Raw genomic sequence first — 16,052 nt, forward strand, 5'->3', positions numbered from 1 at the left:
CAGGAAGCAAGGCCATGCGAGTCTCGGACGTCATCATCGTGGGCGGGGGCATCATGGGCTGCGGCATCGCCCTGCGCCTGCGGCAGGCGGGCGCGCGCGTCACCGTCCTGGAGCGCTCCATCCCCGGCGCCGAGGCCAGCAGCGCCGCCGCGGGCATGCTCGCCCCCCAGATGGAGTCGGACGGTCCGGGCCCCTTCCTCGACCTGTGCCTGCGCAGCCGCGGCCTCTACCCCGCCTTCGCCGAGGAGCTGCGCGAGCTGTCCGGCGTGGACATCGCCTACAAGCCCTGCGGCATCCTCAAGGTCGCCTTCGCCGACACCGGCGTCCATCACCTGGAGGCCACCGTCCTGTGGCAGCGCGGCATGGGCCTGCGCGCGGAGCTTCTCGACGGAGAGCAGGCGCGAGCACTCGAGCCGAAGCTGTCCGCCCGGGCCGTGGCCGCCGCGCACTTCCCGGATGACCACCAGGTGGACAACCGGCTGCTGGTGCGCGCGCTGACGATGGCCGCCGCGCGCGTGGGCGCCGAGTTCCGGAGCGGCTACGTGCGCGGCATCGTCCACGAGGACGGCCGCGCGGTGGGCGTGGACCTGGATGGCGAGGTGCTGCGCGCGGACGCCATCGTCCTCGCCGCGGGCTCGTGGTCCTCCCTGGTCCAGGGCGCGGGCGTGGAGGCGAAGTCGGTGCGCCCCGCGCGCGGACAGATGATCCAGCTCCAGACGCGCCTGCCTTTGCTGCAGCGCGTCCTCACCTCGGAGAAGGGCTACGTCGTGCCGCGCGCGGACGGGCGCGTCATCGCCGGCAGCACCATGGAGCTGGTGGGCTTCGACAAGCAGGTGACCGCGGCGGGGCTGGCGCGCATCCTCGACATGGCCCTGGAGCTGTGCCCGGAGCTGGGCTCGGCGCCCATCACGGAGACGTGGGCTGGCTTCCGTCCCTGGACGGAGGACAAGCGGCCCTACCTGGGCGAGGGGCCCACGCCCGGCCTCTTCCTCGCCACCGGCCACTTCCGCAACGGCATCCTCCTGGCCCCCATCACCGCCAGGCTCGTCGCCCAGGCCGTCCTCGGGGAGCGCACCACCCTGGACCTCGCCCCCTTCCGCTATGACCGGGGAGGCACCCGGGCCCGCGCCTGAACGCCTTGCATCCCACCTGCCCGATGGGCTCCGCCCGCTTGCCCGCTCTGCCTGCCAGGGTCGCCTTCTGGACCGCCGCACTGGACTGTCAACCTGCAAGTGGAGGAAGGTGGTAATTTCCCTGACTCATTCGCCATTGAAACCCGGAAACCTCTAGAATCTCCCGCCGTGGAAGCCATCCCCCCTGCACCACCCCGAATCCTCATCGTCGACGATGACGACTCCGTGCGAGACGTCATCTCGGTCCTCTTGCGTGAAGAGGGCTACAACTGCGTCGTCGCGAGCGGCGCCGAGATGGCGCTGGACGTGGCGGGCGAAGAGGACACCCCGCTCGTCATCAGCGACATGAAGATGCCGGGCAAGGACGGCCTCTGGCTCCTGGAGAACCTGCGGGAGCGGCTGCCGGACACGTCCGTCATCATGCTCACCGGCTATGGGGACACGGAGTCCGCGGTGGACTGTCTGCGCCGTGGCGCGGTGGACTACCTGCTCAAGCCACCGAAGCTGACGGACCTCATCCGGGCCATCGAGCGGGCGCTCGCCAAGCGCCGCATCGAGATGGCGAGGAAGCGCTACCAGAAGAAGCTGGAGCGCAAGGTGCGAGATCGCACCGCGGAGCTTCGCAGCGCGCTGCACAACATCGCCAACACCTACCAGAACACGCTGCTGGCCCTGGTCGCCGCGCTGGACGCGCGCGAGCACGAGACGAGCGACCACTCGCAGCGCGTGGTCAGCTACACGTCCGCCATCGCCGGGCGCATGGGCATCCAAGGCAAGGAGCTGGAGGAGATCGGCCGCGGCGCGCTGCTGCACGACATCGGCAAGATTGGCGTGCCGGACGCGGTGCTGCTCAAGCCGGGCAAGCTGACGCCGGACGAGTGGCTGGAGATGCGCAAGCATCCGGAGATCGGCTTCCAGATGATCCAGGCCATCCCGTTCCTGTCCACGCCGTCCGCCATCGTGCTGTCGCACCAGGAGCGCTGGGATGGCGCGGGCTATCCGCGCAACCTGTCGCGGCAGGAGATCCACATCGGCGCGCGCATCTTCGCCGTGGCGGACACGCTGGACGCGATGACGAGCGACCGGCCGTACCGCAAGGGCACGACGTTCGCGAACGCCATCCAGGAGATCCGCCGCTGCGCGAACACGCAGTTCGACCCGGAGGTGGTGCGCGCGTTCCTCGACATCGGCGAGGAAGGGCTCATCCACATCAAGGAGGAGATGAAGAAGAAGAAGCTCCAGCTCCCCGTGGCGGAGCAGGAGGCGAACGAGGCCGAGGCGGAGCTCGCCCGCCTGACGGACCTGGACGACGAGCTGGAGAACGTCCCCGCCGCCCCGCGCTCGGGGACGAGCGAGCCCACCGAGCCGAAGGTCAGCGTCATCCGCTCGGCGACAGGCAGTGAAGGCTGAGCCCGTCGTCGGGGAATGAGATGAACAGCCGCCAGCCGGCTGTTAAGAGGTCAGGCCGCCCGTGACGATGCCCGCCCTCCAGACGGATCCACTCGCTGCGCCCCTGCTGGATGCGCAGGGGCGCCGCATGACGTACCTGCGGCTGAGCATCACGGACCGCTGCAACTTCCGCTGCACGTACTGCTCTCCCGCGTCGTGGGGCGGGAAGAAGGACCTGCTCGACGCGCAGGAGCTGGGGCGCATCGCCGCCCTCTTCGCGGCCCTGGGCATCCGTCGCGTGCGGCTCACCGGCGGCGAGCCGCTCATCCGCCCGGACATCCTGGAGGTCGCCCGGCGCATCTCCGGCATCCCCGGCATCCAGCACCTGGCCATCACCACCAACGCCAGCCATTTGGAGTCACTGGCCGCGCCGCTGCGCGAGGCGGGCGTGGACCAGCTCAACCTCAGCCTGGACACGCTGTCTCCGGAGACGTTCCGGCGCATCTCCAAGCAGGGTGACTTCGACGCGGTGCTGCGCGGCATCGACCGCGCGGCCCAGGTCGGCTACGGCTCGCTCAAGCTCAACGTCGTGGTGATGCGCGGGGTGAACGACGACGAGGCGCGCGCGCTGGTGGAGTACGCGCACGCGCGGGGAATCACGCCGCGCTTCATCGAGCTGATGCCCTTCGGACAGGGCAAGCCCGTGCCCACCGCGGAGCTCATCGAGCGGCTGCGCGGCGAGGGCCTCGAGCTGTCACCGGAGCCCGAGGAGACGGGCGCGGCCGCGGACTCCATCACCTCCGGTCCCGCGCGGTACTGGCGCGCGCCAGGGGGCCGCGTGGGGTTCATCTCACCGCTCACGCAGAACTTCTGCGGCGGCTGCAACCGCGTGCGCGTGGCGTCCAACGGGGACTTGAGGAGCTGCCTGGGAGGACGCGCGCAGGCGCCGCTGCACCAGCTCATCCGCGGAGGCGCCACCGACGTGGAGCTGGCGCGCGCCATCCGCGCGGCGCTGGGCGACAAGCCGGAGGGCCACCGCTTCACCGAGCCCGGCAACGGCGCCACCCTGCTGTCGATGATGGGCATCGGCGGCTGAGGCCGTGCCCCCCAGGAACACGACGGGCGGGCCCGCGCGACTCGCGCATGACCCGCCCGGTGCAACCGGAGCTCCCATGGGGAGCCCCGCGCTGGACTACTTCACCAACCGGATGGCGAACGGGTACCTGTACAGCTGACCCTCGTTCGCCTTGAGGCCGGCGATGATGGAGAACACCAGCGCCACCACGCCGACGATGGGCAGCAGCACGAAGCCGATGCCCACGCACAGGGTGATGGAGGCCACCACCGCCGCGATGAAGATGGTGATCTGGAAGTTCAGCGACTCCACCGCGTGCTCGCGGATGAAGGACGACTCCTTGCCCTTCGTCAGCATCAGCACCAGCGGAACGGCGAAGCCCAGTCCCACGAAGTTGCCCAGGATGGTGCCCATATGGGCAATCAGCGCCATCGTCTTCTCGTCCTGGGTCGGCATCGGCGTGCCGGTGATGTACGAACCCACTTGTTCCCGCGGCGGAGTCTCCATGAAGTCTCCCCTCCCGATCATCGAGGGCGCGAACGCCGCGCCCATGCCCACCTACCATGGCATGCACACACTCTGATTGTCACGTCTCGGACAGGTGAGGCACCGCGTCGTTTGACGCCCTCGATTCCGGGGTTCTTGCTCAGCGATACAACTCGCTTCCCGCCTTCTTGAATTCCTCCCCCTTCGCCTCCATCCCCGCCCCCAGCGCCGCCTCCTCGGAAACTCCGGTCTTCGCGGCGTAGTCGCGAACGTCCTGGGTGATTTTCATGGAGCAGAACTGGGGTCCGCACATGGAGCAGAAGTGGGCGACCTTGGCGCCCTCCGCGGGCAGCGTCTCGTCGTGGAAGGCGCGGGCGCGCTCGGGGTCCAGCGCGAGGTTGAACTGGTCCTCCCAGCGGAACTCGAAGCGGGCCTTGGACATGGCGTTGTCGCGCGCCTGGGCGCCCGGGTGCCCCTTGGCCAGGTCGGCGGCGTGGGCGGCGATCTTGTACGTGATGACGCCCTCCTTCACGTCGTCACGGTCCGGCAGCCCCAGGTGCTCCTTGGGCGTCACGTAGCAGAGCATCGCGGTGCCGAACCAACCAATCATCGCCGCGCCGATGCCGCTGGTGAAGTGGTCGTACCCGGGCGCGATGTCCGTCGTCAGCGGCCCCAGCGTGTAGAACGGCGCCTCGCCGCACACGGCGAGCTGCTTCGTCATGTTCTCCTGGATGAGGTGCATGGGCACGTGGCCCGGGCCTTCGATCATCGTCTGCACGTCGTGCTTCCAGGCGATCTTCGTCAGCTCGCCCAGGGTCTCCAGCTCGCCGAACTGCGCCGCGTCGTTCGCGTCGGCGATGGAGCCCGGCCGCAGCCCGTCCCCCAGGCTGAAGCTGACGTCGTACGCCTTCATGATCTCGCAGATCTCCTCGAAGTGCGTGTAGAGGAAGTTCTCCTGGTGGTGCGCGAGGCACCACTTGGCGAGGATGGAGCCGCCTCGGCTGACGATGCCCGTCAGGCGCCTGGCGGTGAGGGGCACGTAGCGCAGCAGCACGCCGGCGTGGATGGTGAAGTAGTCCACGCCCTGCTCGGCCTGCTCGATGAGCGTGTCGCGGTAGATGTCCCAGGTGAGGTCCTCCGCCTTGCCGCCCACCTTCTCCAGCGCCTGGTAGATGGGAACCGTGCCGATGGGCACCGGCGCGTTGCGGAGGATCCACTCGCGCGTCTCGTGGATGTTGCGCCCGGTGGACAGGTCCATCACGGTGTCCGCGCCCCAGCGGATGGACCAGACCATCTTCTCCACCTCCTCCTCGATGGAGGAGGTGACGGCGGAGTTGCCGATGTTCGCGTTGATCTTCACCAGGAAGTTGCGGCCGATGATCATCGGCTCCAGCTCCGGGTGGTTGATGTTCGCGGGGATGATGGCGCGGCCCCGGGCCACCTCGTCGCGGACGAACTCCGGGGTGATGACGCGCGGGATGGCCGCGCCCCACGAGTGTCCGGGGTGCTGCGCGGCGAGCGACGCCTCCACGCGCAGGTTCTCCCGCAGCGCCACGTACTCCATCTCCGGGGTGATGACGCCGCGCCGGGCGTAGTGCAGCTGGGTGACGTTGCTGCCCGCGCGCGCCACGCGCGGCTTGCGGCGGTGGCCGAAGCGCAGCCCCGCGAGCCGAGGGTCCGCTTCGCGCTGGAGGCCGTATTGGGAGGTGATTCCCTCCAGCTCGCGCGTGTCGCCTCGCGCGTGGATCCACGCCTCGCGCGTCGCCGCCAGGCCCCGGCGCAGGTCGATGTCCGCCTCCGGGTCCGTGTACGGGCCGCTGGAGTCATAGACGTGCACCGGGGGGTTGGGCGTCTGCCGCGCGTCCGGCCCGTGGCCATGCCGCGTGGGGGTCTGCGAGATCTCGCGCAGGGGGACGCGCACGTCCGGGTGCAGCGCCCCGCTCACGTACACCTTGCGGGAGGCAGGGAGGGGGCCTCGACTGATGCCCTCCAACAGCTTCCCATCGACCTTCAGGCTCTTGGATGCTCCGCTCATCTCTCTCTCCTCGAGGACGGGCGGGAAGGCAGACGAAGCCTCCGGAAGGAAGCTTCGGGCCGCTTCCCTCCGCCGGTATGACCCGGTTCAGGTTCCAAGGGTTGGCCGCGCCGCGCGGCCGTCTCAGCCCCTTCCAAGGGGCACCCCTAGCGACTGGGTGAGCATCTAGCGCACATGGGGACGGGGTTCAACCCGGACTGGGGGCGGAGCCAGGCGCCGACCGGCGAACAGTCAGGCGCAAGGAATGCGGGACGACCCCTCGACGCGCAAACCTTGCGCGCGCCACAGGCCGCAATCACCGTTGCCCGAGGGAACCGGGGCTGGCCCCCGTCCTGCAATGCCTCCTGGAGGCATCCACACTCACCCGGAGAGCGCCACACATGCAGATCGTCGGAGAGCTGATGACACGCGAGGTGGTCACGCTCAAGGAAACACAGAACCTGGGCAAGGCGGAAGAGCTGCTGCGGCTGCACCGCATCCGGCATCTGCCCGTGGTGCGCCAGGGGAAGCTCGTGGGGCTCATCACCCACCGCGACCTGCTGCGGGCGGCGGCCACGAGCGCGAATGATCCGGCCGCGCAGCCGCTGTGGGCCGCGGACATCATGACGCGCGAGGTGACGACGGTCGCGCCCGAGGCCTCCCTGCGCGACGCGGTGGTGATGATGCTGCGCAACAAGTTCGGCTGCCTGCCGGTGGTGAGCAGCGACGGCACGCTGCTGGGCCTCATCACCGAGGCGGACCTGGTGCGCTACGCGCAACACCTCATCGAGGACAAGGACCGCCGCGAGCTGGCGCGCGAGTTCAACGCCTGAGTTCTTCGACGTGGGGCCGCAGTGCCACGTCGGCTGCTCCCTCGCGGGGCGCCTTCCGGGTCCGACGATGCGCCCTCGCGTCGATGGGCCTCGGCCACGAACGCGCCCCCGACGCGGGCCCTCGCTCCACCGCGCAACCGACTCCCACCATGAACGCTCCCCTCGCCTCGATACGTGAAGCCGAGGCCCACACCTCTCCGGCGCCCGACACGGCGCCCCTGCCTCCCGGGCGGCGCTGGGTGCGGCCCGCGCTGGCACTGGTGGGGCTGGGTGCGGTGGCGTGGCTGTCCGCGTTCGGGGTGCAGGGCGAGGTCGCGTCGCGCACGGTGCTGGTGGCCGGCGTCTGCCTCGTGCTGTGGCTCACCGAGCTGGTCCCGCCGTTCGTCCCCACCCTCCTGCTCCTCGGGGCGACGCCGGTGGTGCTCGGTCCGCTGGGGAAGGACTACGCGCTCTCGTCCGTGCTCACCTGGTGCGCGGACCCCGTGCTCATCCTCTTCCTGGGCGGCTTCACGCTCGAGGTCGCGGCGATGCGTCACGGCCTCGACTCCGCCGTGGCGGGCCACGTGGTGCGCCTGTCGCGCGGACGCCCCCGGCTACTCCTCCTGTTCGTCATGGGCGGCGTGGCCTTCCTCTCCATGTGGATGTCCAACGTCGCCGCGGCGGCGATGATGCTCGCCGCGCTCCGTCCCGTCCTCCACACCTCGCCTCCCGGCACGTCCCTGCGGCCCGCCCTGCTCGCGGGCGTGGCGCTGGGCGCGAACCTGGGCGGCATGGCCACGCCCGTGGGCAGCGGCCCCAACGCCCTCGCGGTGTCCGCCGCGAGCGCCTACGCGCACGTCACCTTCGCGGGCTGGATGGCGTTCGCCCTGCCCCTCACGGCGCTGATGCTCGTGCTGGGCTTCGGACTGGTGCTGCTGCGCTTCCGCCTGGGCGGCACCCTGTCCTTGCCCGCACAGGTGACACGTCCGCTGGATGGCCGAGGCCGGAAGGTCCTCTGGGTCAGCGCCGCGTGCGTGGTGGCCTGGCTGTCGGAGCCCGTGCACGGCGTGCCCGCTCCCGTGGTCGCCCTGGGAGCCACCGCGCTGCTCTTCGGCACGGGCCTGCTCGAACGCGAGGACCTCAAGAAGCTCGACTGGTCCACCCTCCTGCTCATCGCCGGAGGGCTGGGGCTGGGAAAGCTGCTGGAGCACTCGGGGCTGGTGGCCCACGCGCTCGACGGCGCGAGCCTTGCAGCCTGGCCCCCGTCGGCCCGACTCGGCGCGCTCGTCGTCGTCGCCGCGGCGCTGTCCGCGCTCATGAGCAACACCGGCACCGCCGCGCTCCTCATGCCGCTGGCGCTCAGCGTGGAGCCCTCCGCGTCCACGCCCATCCTCGTCGCCATGGGGTGCGCCTTCGGCATCCCCTTCGCCATCAGCACCCCTCCCAACGCCATGGCCGCGGGAGAAGGACTGGAGACCTCGGAGCTGTTGCGGTTGGGACTTCCCCTCATGGTGGCCGGCTGTCTGCTGGTCAGCGCGACAGGCCCCTGGGTCCTGCGAATCTTCGGGCTGCCATGAGCTACCCTCGCCCGCCCCTCCAGGACTCCAGGACGAAGCCTGGGTCCACCATGAAGCACTGTCCCGGCACACGGGTTGAAGGGGCAATGCCGGCACAAGGCTCTGCGGGAGGAGCGCCCATGACGTCCGTTACCGTCACAGAGTACGAAACGCGTCTCTACTGGCAAGGCGACCACGGTGCCGTCCTGACGAGCGACCGTGCGCCCCCCGTTCCCATCGGCCTGCCCCTGGTGGAGCCAGGCGCGACGGAGGCCGGCCGCTGGGCCCCGGAGACGCTGCTGGTGGGCGCTGTCGAGGGCCGCACGCTGCTGGCCTTCCTGGAGCGCGCGCGCGAAGCGGAGGTGTCCATCCTCTTCTACCAGAGCTGCGCGGTGGCCCGGCTGGTGGCGAGCCCCGGCCAGGCGCCGCACCTCACCGACATCATCGTCCGCCCCCACGTGGCCGTGGCCACCGATGCGGAGGCGGAGGTGGTACGCCGCATCTTCGCGGAGCTGCCCGCGCACTGCTTCCCCAGCTCCGTCATCCAGATATCCCCGCGCATCGAGCCCGTGGTGGAGACGTGGCACGCCCGCGCCGCCCGCCCCGTCGTTCGCGAACCCACGAGTCTCGCACTCCCCTGACCCCGAGCCCCCGCCCATGTCCGCACAGCGCATCCTGGTCGTCGACGATGAGGACAACGCCCGCAAAGCCATCGCCACCATCCTGAACGAGGAGGGCTACGACGTGGCCGAGGCCGCCGACGGCGCCGAGGCGCTCGCGCGCGTGGCGGACTTCTCCCCCGCCGTGGTGCTCACCGACGTGCGCATGCCGAAGATGGACGGCCTGAGCCTGCTGCGCGCCGCGCGCGAGCAGGGCAGCGACGCCACGTTCGTCATGATGACGGCCTTCGCCAGCGTGGAGATGGCGGTGGAGGCGATGAAGTCCGGCGCCGACAACTTCCTGCTCAAGCCGCTGGACGCGGACCAGGTGCTCGTCACCCTGTCCAAGGCCCTGGAGAAGCGCAGCCTGCGCCAGGAGGCGGAGGCGCTCAGGGACCAGGTCCGCACCCGCGTGCGGCGCTTCCACGACATCATCGGCGAGTCGCCGCAGTTGCAGGGCATCTACGACGTCATCCGCCGCGCGGCCAGCACGCGCGCCACGGTGCTCATCCTGGGTGAGTCCGGCACGGGCAAGGAGCTCATCGCCCAGGCGCTGCACCAGGAGTCGCCCCGCCGCGACAAGCCCTTCATCCGCGTGCACTGCGCCGCGCTGTCCGAGAACCTGCTGGAGAGCGAGCTGTTCGGCCACGAGAAGGGCGCCTTCACCGGCGCCATCGCGCGCAAGGAGGGCCGCTTCGAGCTGGCCGACGGCGGCACGCTGTTCCTGGATGAAATCGGGGAGATCTCCCCCACCGTGCAGGTGAAGCTGCTGCGCGTGCTCCAGCAGCGCGAGCTGGAGCGCGTGGGCGGCACCCAGACGCTCAAGGTGGACGTGCGAATCGTGGCCGCCACGCACCGCGACCTGGCCGCGGAGGTGAAGGCGGGCCGCTTCCGCGAGGACCTCTACTACCGGCTCAATGTCGTCAGCGTGACGCTCCCGGCCCTGCGCGAGCGCAAGAGCGACATCCCCGCCCTGGTGAACCACTTCCTGGAGAAGTACGGCGACTCCTACGGCAAGCAGGTCCGGGGGCTGGCCCCGGGCACGCTCCAGGCCCTGCTCGCGCACGACTGGCCGGGCAACATCCGCGAGCTGGAGAACGCCATCGAGCGCGCGGTGGTGCTCACCCAGGGCCAGGAGCTGACCACCGACGACCTGCCCCCGGTCCTGCGCGGCCCCCGGCCCTCGGGCACCAGCCAGGGTTCGCTCATCCCCGGCGCCACGCTGGCCGCCATCGAGCGGGAGGCCATCCTGCGCACGCTGGAGATGGTGCAGGGCTCCACCTCGCGCGCGGCGGAGGTGCTGGGCATCAGCGTGCGCAAGATCCAGTACCGCCTCAAGGAGTACGGCGCCCAGTCGGACGGCGCCCCCGCCCGGCTCGACGGCGACGAGCCCAACGGCCCGGACCTGGCCGCGGAGTCCTGAGCCGCGCCCCGGGCCCCCCGTCCTCCCGCGCTGACGCGGTGTCCCGTCCCTGGACATCTACGACGAGTGTCGTTGACAGATACGACATACGTCGTAATACTTTCGCGAATGACGCCCGTTCCACCGCAGCCGACGCGCGCCGAGCTGGCCATCCTCCGAGTCCTCTGGCAGTTGGGGCCCAGCACCGTGCGGCAGGTGCATGAGTCCCTCCGAGGCACGCAGGAGAAGGACACCGGCTACACCACCGTCCTCAAGCTCCTCCAGAACATGACGGAGAAGGGGCTCGTGCAGCGCGACGAGAGTGAGCGCACGCACGTCTACGAGGCGGCCCTCAGCCAGAAGCGCACGCAGCGTGACCTGCTGCGAGACCTGATGGACCGCGCCTTCGGGGGCTCGGCGTCGAGCGTCGTCGCCCAGGCCCTGTCGATGAAGCGGGCCTCGGCGCAGGAGCTGGCGGAGATCCGGAAGCTGCTGGACGAGCACGAGAGGCGGGGGAAGTGATGCACGTGCTGGACGCGCTGGAACGGGCCCTCATCGACTTCGTCTGGCAGGGCGGCGCGGTGGCCCTCGTCGTGGCGGGGCTGCTGGCGATGATGTCGCGCCGCTCGGCGAAGGGGCGCTATGTCGTCGCGTGCCTGGGGCTCGCGACCATGGCGGTGTTGCCGCTCGTGACCTTCCTGAGGGCCCTCATGGAGGGTCCGGCCGCAGCGGCCTCGTTGGGCCTCGCCCCCCAGGCGCTCGCTCCGGCGGCGGTGGCCCGCGAGGTCGTGGTGGCGGACCTGGCGCCCACGGCCGAGGTCACCATGACCTGGCTGGAGCTGTTGCGGCCCTGGCTGCTGCCGGCGTGGTGCGCCGGCGTGCTGCTGCTGTCGGCCCGGACACTCGTCTCCTGGTACGCGGCGCAGCGGCTGTCGAGGCTGCACACCCGCGAGCCCGACAGCGTCTGGCGCGAGGCGATGGAGCGCGCGCTCGCGAAGCTGCGGATGTCGCGCCCCGTGCGGCTGATGGCGTCCACGCGCATCGACGTGCCCCAGGTCATCGGCCTGTGGCGTCCGCTCATCCTCGTGCCCGCGGGGGCCATCACCGGGCTGTCGCCGCAGCAACTGGAGGCGGTGCTCTCCCACGAGCTCGCGCACATCCAGCGGCACGACTACCTGGTCAACCTGCTCCAGGCGCTGGTGGAGACGTTCTTGTTCTACCACCCGGCCGTCTGGTGGCTGTCCCACCGCATCCGCGAGGAGCGCGAGCACTGCGCCGATGACCAGGCCGTGCAGTCGTGTGGCGACGCAGTCCTCTACGCCCGCGCGCTGGCGCACATCGAGCAACTGCGCGCGCCGCCGTCCGCGCTGCTCGCGCTGGGCGCGGATGGGGGCTCGCTGCTGGGCCGCATCCGGCGGCTGCTGTCGGTCCCCGACACGCGGGCGCCTCGTCGCTCGTGGCGGCTGGTGAGTGGACTGGGTGGCGCGGCGCTCGCCGTGGCGCTGGGCTCCTCACAGGTGCCGATGACGGCGATGGCCGTGGCGCCCCAGGCCCTGGACGTGGCGCCGGTGGCGAAGCACGAGCGCGCCTTCACGGAGGTCACCCCGCCCGTGCATCGGCCCCTGGTGGCTCCGGCGCCCCGCATCCTCCCGCTCGACCTGACCTCCAAGACGCCCAGCCGTCCGACGCGCGTGCTCCACAAGGTCTCGACCGCGCCTCGCAAGGCGCGCGAGTCCAGCCCCCGGCCGCTGCTCATCCCCGACACGCAGGGGATTGCGCGCACGCAGCTCCCCAGGACGCCCTACCCGCTCGACGTGGAGCCCGCCGTCCCCTCCGAGGCCGTGGCCGTGGAGAGCCACGAGACGCCGGTGGACGAAGCCCCGGTGGACGAAGCGCAGGTGGAGCACGACAGCATCTCGATGCAGGTGATGGCCGCGGCGCTGCCCGCGCTCACTCCGGCCACGACGCCGCCCGCCGCGCCGACGCCGCCCCGTCCCCAACCAGAGGACGACGGCGCCTTCACGCTGGGGCCCGGCATCACCCCGCCCCGCTTCGTGTCCGGGCAGCGGCTCGCCTTCCAGGACATCACCCAGAACCTGCGCTCGCGCATCTCCGCCGTCCCCAAGGGCTCCATCGTCACCCGGTGCACCATCACCGCCGAGGGCAGCGTCACCAACTGCAAGTCGCTGCAGAGCCTCTCCGGTCTGGAGGAAGGCGTCATCCGCACCCTGACGACGTGGCGCTACGAGCCCGCGACGCTCGACGGCAAGCCGGTGCCCGTGCACTACGAGTTCGACATCTGGTTCACCAACGAGCCCGGTGGCGGCAGGGACCAGCAGCTCGCCAGCGCGGACAAGCCCGGCAAGCGCGCGGACGGCTCCAGCCAGAGCGCCTGCATCCTCTGCGCGAGCGTCTCCGCGTCCAGCGTGGTGACGCCTCCCGTCGCCGGCTTCTGAAGTGACGTGAAGCCTCCAGTGGCGCGTCGTCCTAGCGCGCCATCGGGAGCCGCAGGAGGAAGCGGGCGCCGCCGCTCGGCGCGGTGCCCACCTCCAGCGTCCCCCCGTGCTGCGTGACGATGGCGTGGACGATGGGCAGTCCCAGCCCGGAGCCCTGCGCCTTGGTGGTGAAGAAGGGCTCGAAGATGCGATCCCTCATCGCCTCCGGGACGCCCGAGCCGGTGTCGTCCACCGTGAGCCACACGCGCGTGTCCTCGGTGCCCACGGTGAGCGTCACGTGGCCTCCGGCGGGCGTGGACTCCAGCGCGTTGAGGCACAGGTTGATGAGCACCTGCCGCAGTCGCTCCTCCTCACCGGAGAGCGCGGGCAGGTTCGACTCCGGCACCACCTGCGTCAGCGACACCTTGCGCGTCTCCGCCTGACTGCTCAAGAGGTCCACCACGCGGCGCACCAGCGCCTTCACGTCCACGGAGCCGGGGCGGAACTCACGGGGCCGGGCGAACTGGAGGAAGTCCTCCAGGATGTGGTCCAGCCGGCGAATCTCGTCGCGCACGAGCAGGAGCGGCTCCAGCAACGTGCCCTGCTGGTGGTCCGGCAGCCTGCGCACCCGACGCTCCAGCACGGACAGCTGGAGGGCCGCGGCGTTGAGCGGGTTGCGAATCTCGTGGGACAGCCCCGCCGTCATGGTCCCCACCGCGGCCAGCTTCTCCGTCACCTGCGCGCGTCGGGCCAGCTCCCGCTTCTCCGCGTGCAGCCGCACCTGCCGCATCGCCTGCTCCAGCGTCAGGAGCAGCTCTCGCGGCGCGCAGGGCTTCATGAGATATGCGCACGCGCCCGCGCGCACCGCCGCCACCGCCGTCTCCAGCGTGGCGAAGCCGGTGAGCAGCACCACCTCCGAGTCCGGCGAGCCCTCCTTCAGCTCCGCCGCCAGCGCCGTGCCGTCTCCGTCCGGCAGCCGCAGGTCCACCAGCGCCACGTCGAACCCGTCGCGAGCCTTCTCCCGCGCGCCCCGACAGGTCGACGCCGCGTGCACCACGTAGCCCGCGTCGCCGAGCAGCTCATCGAGGTTGTCCAGGAACGCCGCGTTGTCGTCCACGACGAGGACTCGCGCGGGGGACTGGGAGTTGGGCTCGGTCATGGAGAGGACACGGGGCGCGCGGCGTGCGCGGTCTCCAGCGCGCCCATGAGCGCGCCGGTGTCGAAGGGCTTCGAGTAGACGTCCACGCCCTCGCCGAGGGGCGCCAGGTCCGGCCAGGCCGTCATGACGAAGGTGGACAGACTGGGGAAGCGCGCGCGCAGGCGGCGCAGCGCCTCGCCGTCCGGGCCTCCCGGCATGCGCAGGTCCACCAGCGCGGCGAACGGCATCGCGCAGGAGAGCAGGTCCGCGTCCAGCGCGGAGCTCACCGTCACGCACGAGAAGCCCCTGGCGCGCAACAGCTCGGAGAGGTTGTCGCTGAGCGCCGGGTCGTCCTCGGCCACCACCACCAGGCCGTCGCGTCGTGCGTTGGCGAGCAGCTCCATCAACGTGGAGATGGGGACGGGCTTGGGCAGCACCGCGAGCAGCCCTTCACGCCGCGCGGTCTCCAGGTCGTCCTCGCGGGGATAGGCCGTCATGACGACGGTGGCGATGCCCGGGTCCACGCGCCGGATGCAGCGCACCGCGTCCGCGCCGCTCATCCCCGGCATGCGCATGTCCGTCACCAGCGCGTCGAAGCGCGTGGCGCCCACCGCGCGCAGGGCCTCGTCGCCCGTGGAGACGACGGTGGCCTGGTGGCCCTCGTCGCGGAGGATTTCGGCGAGGTTCTCCGCCAACGCCCGGTTGTCATCGAGCAGGAGGTAGCGTCGCACGAGTGCCCTCCTCGGGGGACTTGGGGAGCTGAAGCACGAACCGGGCACCCGCGCCGGCCCGGGGCGCGTAGGTGATGGAGCCGCCGTGCCGCTCCAGGATGCGGCGCACGAGCGGCAGGCCCAGACCGATGCCCCGCGCCTTCGTGGTCATCAGCGGCTCGAAGAGGCGCTCGCGGATGGCCTCGCTGAGGCCGGGCCCCGAGTCCTCCAGCACCAGCTCCACCTGACCGGCGTCGCTCGTCGAGCCGTGGAGCGAGATGTCCCCGCCGGACTCCTCGAGCGCCTGCACCGCGTTCTCCAGCAGGTTGACGAACACCTGGCGCAGCTGCCCCGCGTCACCGTGCACCGCGGGCAGGGACACCAGGCCCTCCGCGCTGACACGGACGTTCTCGGGGCGGACCACGGCCTTGAGGGCCTCCTGCCAGACCTCGTCCAACCAGACCTCCTGCCGCTGGAGGGGGCGGTCGCGAATCATGTCGAGCAGGTCGGACACGATGTGGTTGGCGATGCCCACCTGCTCGCCGATGCGGTCCAGGTGCTTGGCGGTGCGCTCGTCCACCGTGGCGCCCTGACGACTGCGCAGGATGTAGAGCGAGGTCTCGATGACGCCCAGCGGGTTGCGCAGCTCGTGGCCGATGGAGCCGACGAGCTGGCCGAAGGTGGCCAGGCGCTCGGTGCGCGCCTGCTGCGCGAGCAGGTCCTCGCGGTAGGTGTGGAGCATGATGGCCAGCTCCAGGTCCAGGATGCGGCCGAGCGCCGCGCGCGTGTCGTGGAGCACCTGGGGCTGGGTGGTGAACGCCGTGTCGATGATGGCGTTGAGCTCCTGGCGCAGCACGTTCATCGCGCCGAACATGTAGTGCTGCTCCAGGGAGATTCGCACGTGCATGCGGCCGATGCGGCAGCGCAGCGCGAAGTACGCCTCATCCCACGGGCCGCGCAGCAGCTGGTCCATCCACACCTGGAGCGTGCCTCGCAGGTGGCCCACCTGGCTCTCGCCGCCCTCGAGCGCCTGGCGGGCGCCCTCGTGCTCCAGGATGCGGTCGTAGAAGACGCGCGCGATGCGGGGGAAGTGCGGCTTCGCGAGGGAGTGGAGGCCGACGAGTGACAGCTCGTCCCGCGCTCCGAACCCCACGTACCGCTTCAGCTCCTCGAACAAGGTTTCCGCCATGGTTTCGGGGCGGACATTAACCGCTCGCCCCACATCGGACGAGCAACTCCGCAG

The 16,052-nt window shown here is 70.9% G+C and carries 14 protein-coding genes and 1 riboswitch; of the genes, 9 read left to right on the forward strand and 5 right to left on the reverse strand.

Going from position 1 to position 16,052, the window contains the following annotated elements:
* Positions 1 to 14 precede the first annotated feature (14 nt).
* From thiO to moaA, 3 genes are all read left to right on the forward strand, one after another.
* Positions 15 to 1,133: a glycine oxidase ThiO gene (gene thiO, locus AC6JA9_RS25465; protein WP_223785152.1), complete on the forward strand. Its 1,119-nt coding sequence runs from the start codon at positions 15 to 17 to the stop codon at positions 1,131 to 1,133.
* Positions 1,134 to 1,301: 168 nt separating this feature from the next.
* On the forward strand, positions 1,302 to 2,543 hold the full coding sequence (locus AC6JA9_RS25470) for an HD-GYP domain-containing protein (protein WP_223747620.1): 1,242 nt from the start codon (positions 1,302 to 1,304) through the stop codon (positions 2,541 to 2,543).
* Between the two features lie 67 nt (positions 2,544 to 2,610).
* Complete coding sequence (gene moaA, locus AC6JA9_RS25475) at positions 2,611 to 3,618, forward strand: GTP 3',8-cyclase MoaA (protein WP_223785215.1); 1,008 nt, start codon at positions 2,611 to 2,613, stop codon at positions 3,616 to 3,618.
* Between the two features lie 96 nt (positions 3,619 to 3,714).
* Here moaA and AC6JA9_RS25480 read toward each other — a convergent pair whose 3' ends face one another.
* Positions 3,715 to 4,104, reverse strand: coding sequence for a DUF4870 domain-containing protein (locus AC6JA9_RS25480; RefSeq protein ID WP_223747619.1), 390 nt, complete (start codon positions 4,102 to 4,104; stop codon positions 3,715 to 3,717).
* A 139-nt stretch (positions 4,105 to 4,243) separates the two neighbouring features.
* The gene (thiC, locus tag AC6JA9_RS25485; RefSeq protein ID WP_223747618.1) at positions 4,244 to 6,118 is read right to left on the reverse strand and encodes a phosphomethylpyrimidine synthase ThiC; all 1,875 of its coding nucleotides are present in this window, start codon (positions 6,116 to 6,118) and stop codon (positions 4,244 to 4,246) included.
* 47 nt (positions 6,119 to 6,165) lie between these two features.
* Positions 6,166 to 6,276, reverse strand: a riboswitch (TPP riboswitch).
* Positions 6,277 to 6,498: 222 nt separating this feature from the next.
* Here thiC and AC6JA9_RS25490 point away from each other — a divergent pair.
* From AC6JA9_RS25490 to AC6JA9_RS25515, 6 genes are all read left to right on the forward strand, one after another.
* Positions 6,499 to 6,930 (forward strand): CBS domain-containing protein, encoded by a 432-nt coding sequence (locus tag AC6JA9_RS25490; protein ID WP_074954787.1) that lies wholly within the window; start codon positions 6,499 to 6,501, stop codon positions 6,928 to 6,930.
* 149 nt (positions 6,931 to 7,079) lie between these two features.
* Positions 7,080 to 8,486: an SLC13 family permease gene (locus AC6JA9_RS25495; protein WP_408890075.1), complete on the forward strand. Its 1,407-nt coding sequence runs from the start codon at positions 7,080 to 7,082 to the stop codon at positions 8,484 to 8,486.
* Between the two features lie 119 nt (positions 8,487 to 8,605).
* On the forward strand, positions 8,606 to 9,106 hold the full coding sequence (locus tag AC6JA9_RS25500; RefSeq protein WP_223747616.1) for an OsmC family protein: 501 nt from the start codon (positions 8,606 to 8,608) through the stop codon (positions 9,104 to 9,106).
* A gap of 16 nt (positions 9,107 to 9,122) precedes the next feature.
* Complete coding sequence (locus tag AC6JA9_RS25505) at positions 9,123 to 10,547, forward strand: sigma-54-dependent transcriptional regulator (protein ID WP_408890074.1); 1,425 nt, start codon at positions 9,123 to 9,125, stop codon at positions 10,545 to 10,547.
* Positions 10,548 to 10,655: 108 nt separating this feature from the next.
* Positions 10,656 to 11,048 (forward strand): BlaI/MecI/CopY family transcriptional regulator, encoded by a 393-nt coding sequence (locus AC6JA9_RS25510; RefSeq protein ID WP_046714442.1) that lies wholly within the window; start codon positions 10,656 to 10,658, stop codon positions 11,046 to 11,048.
* Complete coding sequence (locus AC6JA9_RS25515; protein WP_408891712.1) at positions 11,048 to 12,982, forward strand: M56 family metallopeptidase; 1,935 nt, start codon at positions 11,048 to 11,050, stop codon at positions 12,980 to 12,982. Before AC6JA9_RS25510 ends, AC6JA9_RS25515 begins: the two co-directional genes overlap by 1 nt.
* Positions 12,983 to 13,013: 31 nt before the next feature.
* Here AC6JA9_RS25515 and AC6JA9_RS25520 read toward each other — a convergent pair whose 3' ends face one another.
* From AC6JA9_RS25520 to AC6JA9_RS25530, 3 genes are read right to left on the reverse strand one after another with little or no spacing between them, the layout of a single operon-like run.
* Complete coding sequence (locus tag AC6JA9_RS25520; protein ID WP_223785147.1) at positions 13,014 to 14,120, reverse strand: sensor histidine kinase; 1,107 nt, start codon at positions 14,118 to 14,120, stop codon at positions 13,014 to 13,016.
* Positions 14,117 to 14,830 carry a response regulator gene (locus tag AC6JA9_RS25525; protein ID WP_223785146.1) on the reverse strand — a complete coding sequence of 238 codons (714 nt, stop codon included), beginning with the start codon at positions 14,828 to 14,830 and terminating at the stop codon, positions 14,117 to 14,119. Before AC6JA9_RS25525 ends, AC6JA9_RS25520 begins: the two co-directional genes overlap by 4 nt.
* Positions 14,805 to 15,998: a sensor histidine kinase gene (locus tag AC6JA9_RS25530; protein ID WP_223785145.1), complete on the reverse strand. Its 1,194-nt coding sequence runs from the start codon at positions 15,996 to 15,998 to the stop codon at positions 14,805 to 14,807. Before AC6JA9_RS25530 ends, AC6JA9_RS25525 begins: the two co-directional genes overlap by 26 nt.
* Positions 15,999 to 16,052 lie beyond the last annotated feature (54 nt).

The sequence above is a fragment of the Myxococcus sp. MH1 genome, assembly GCF_059738865.1.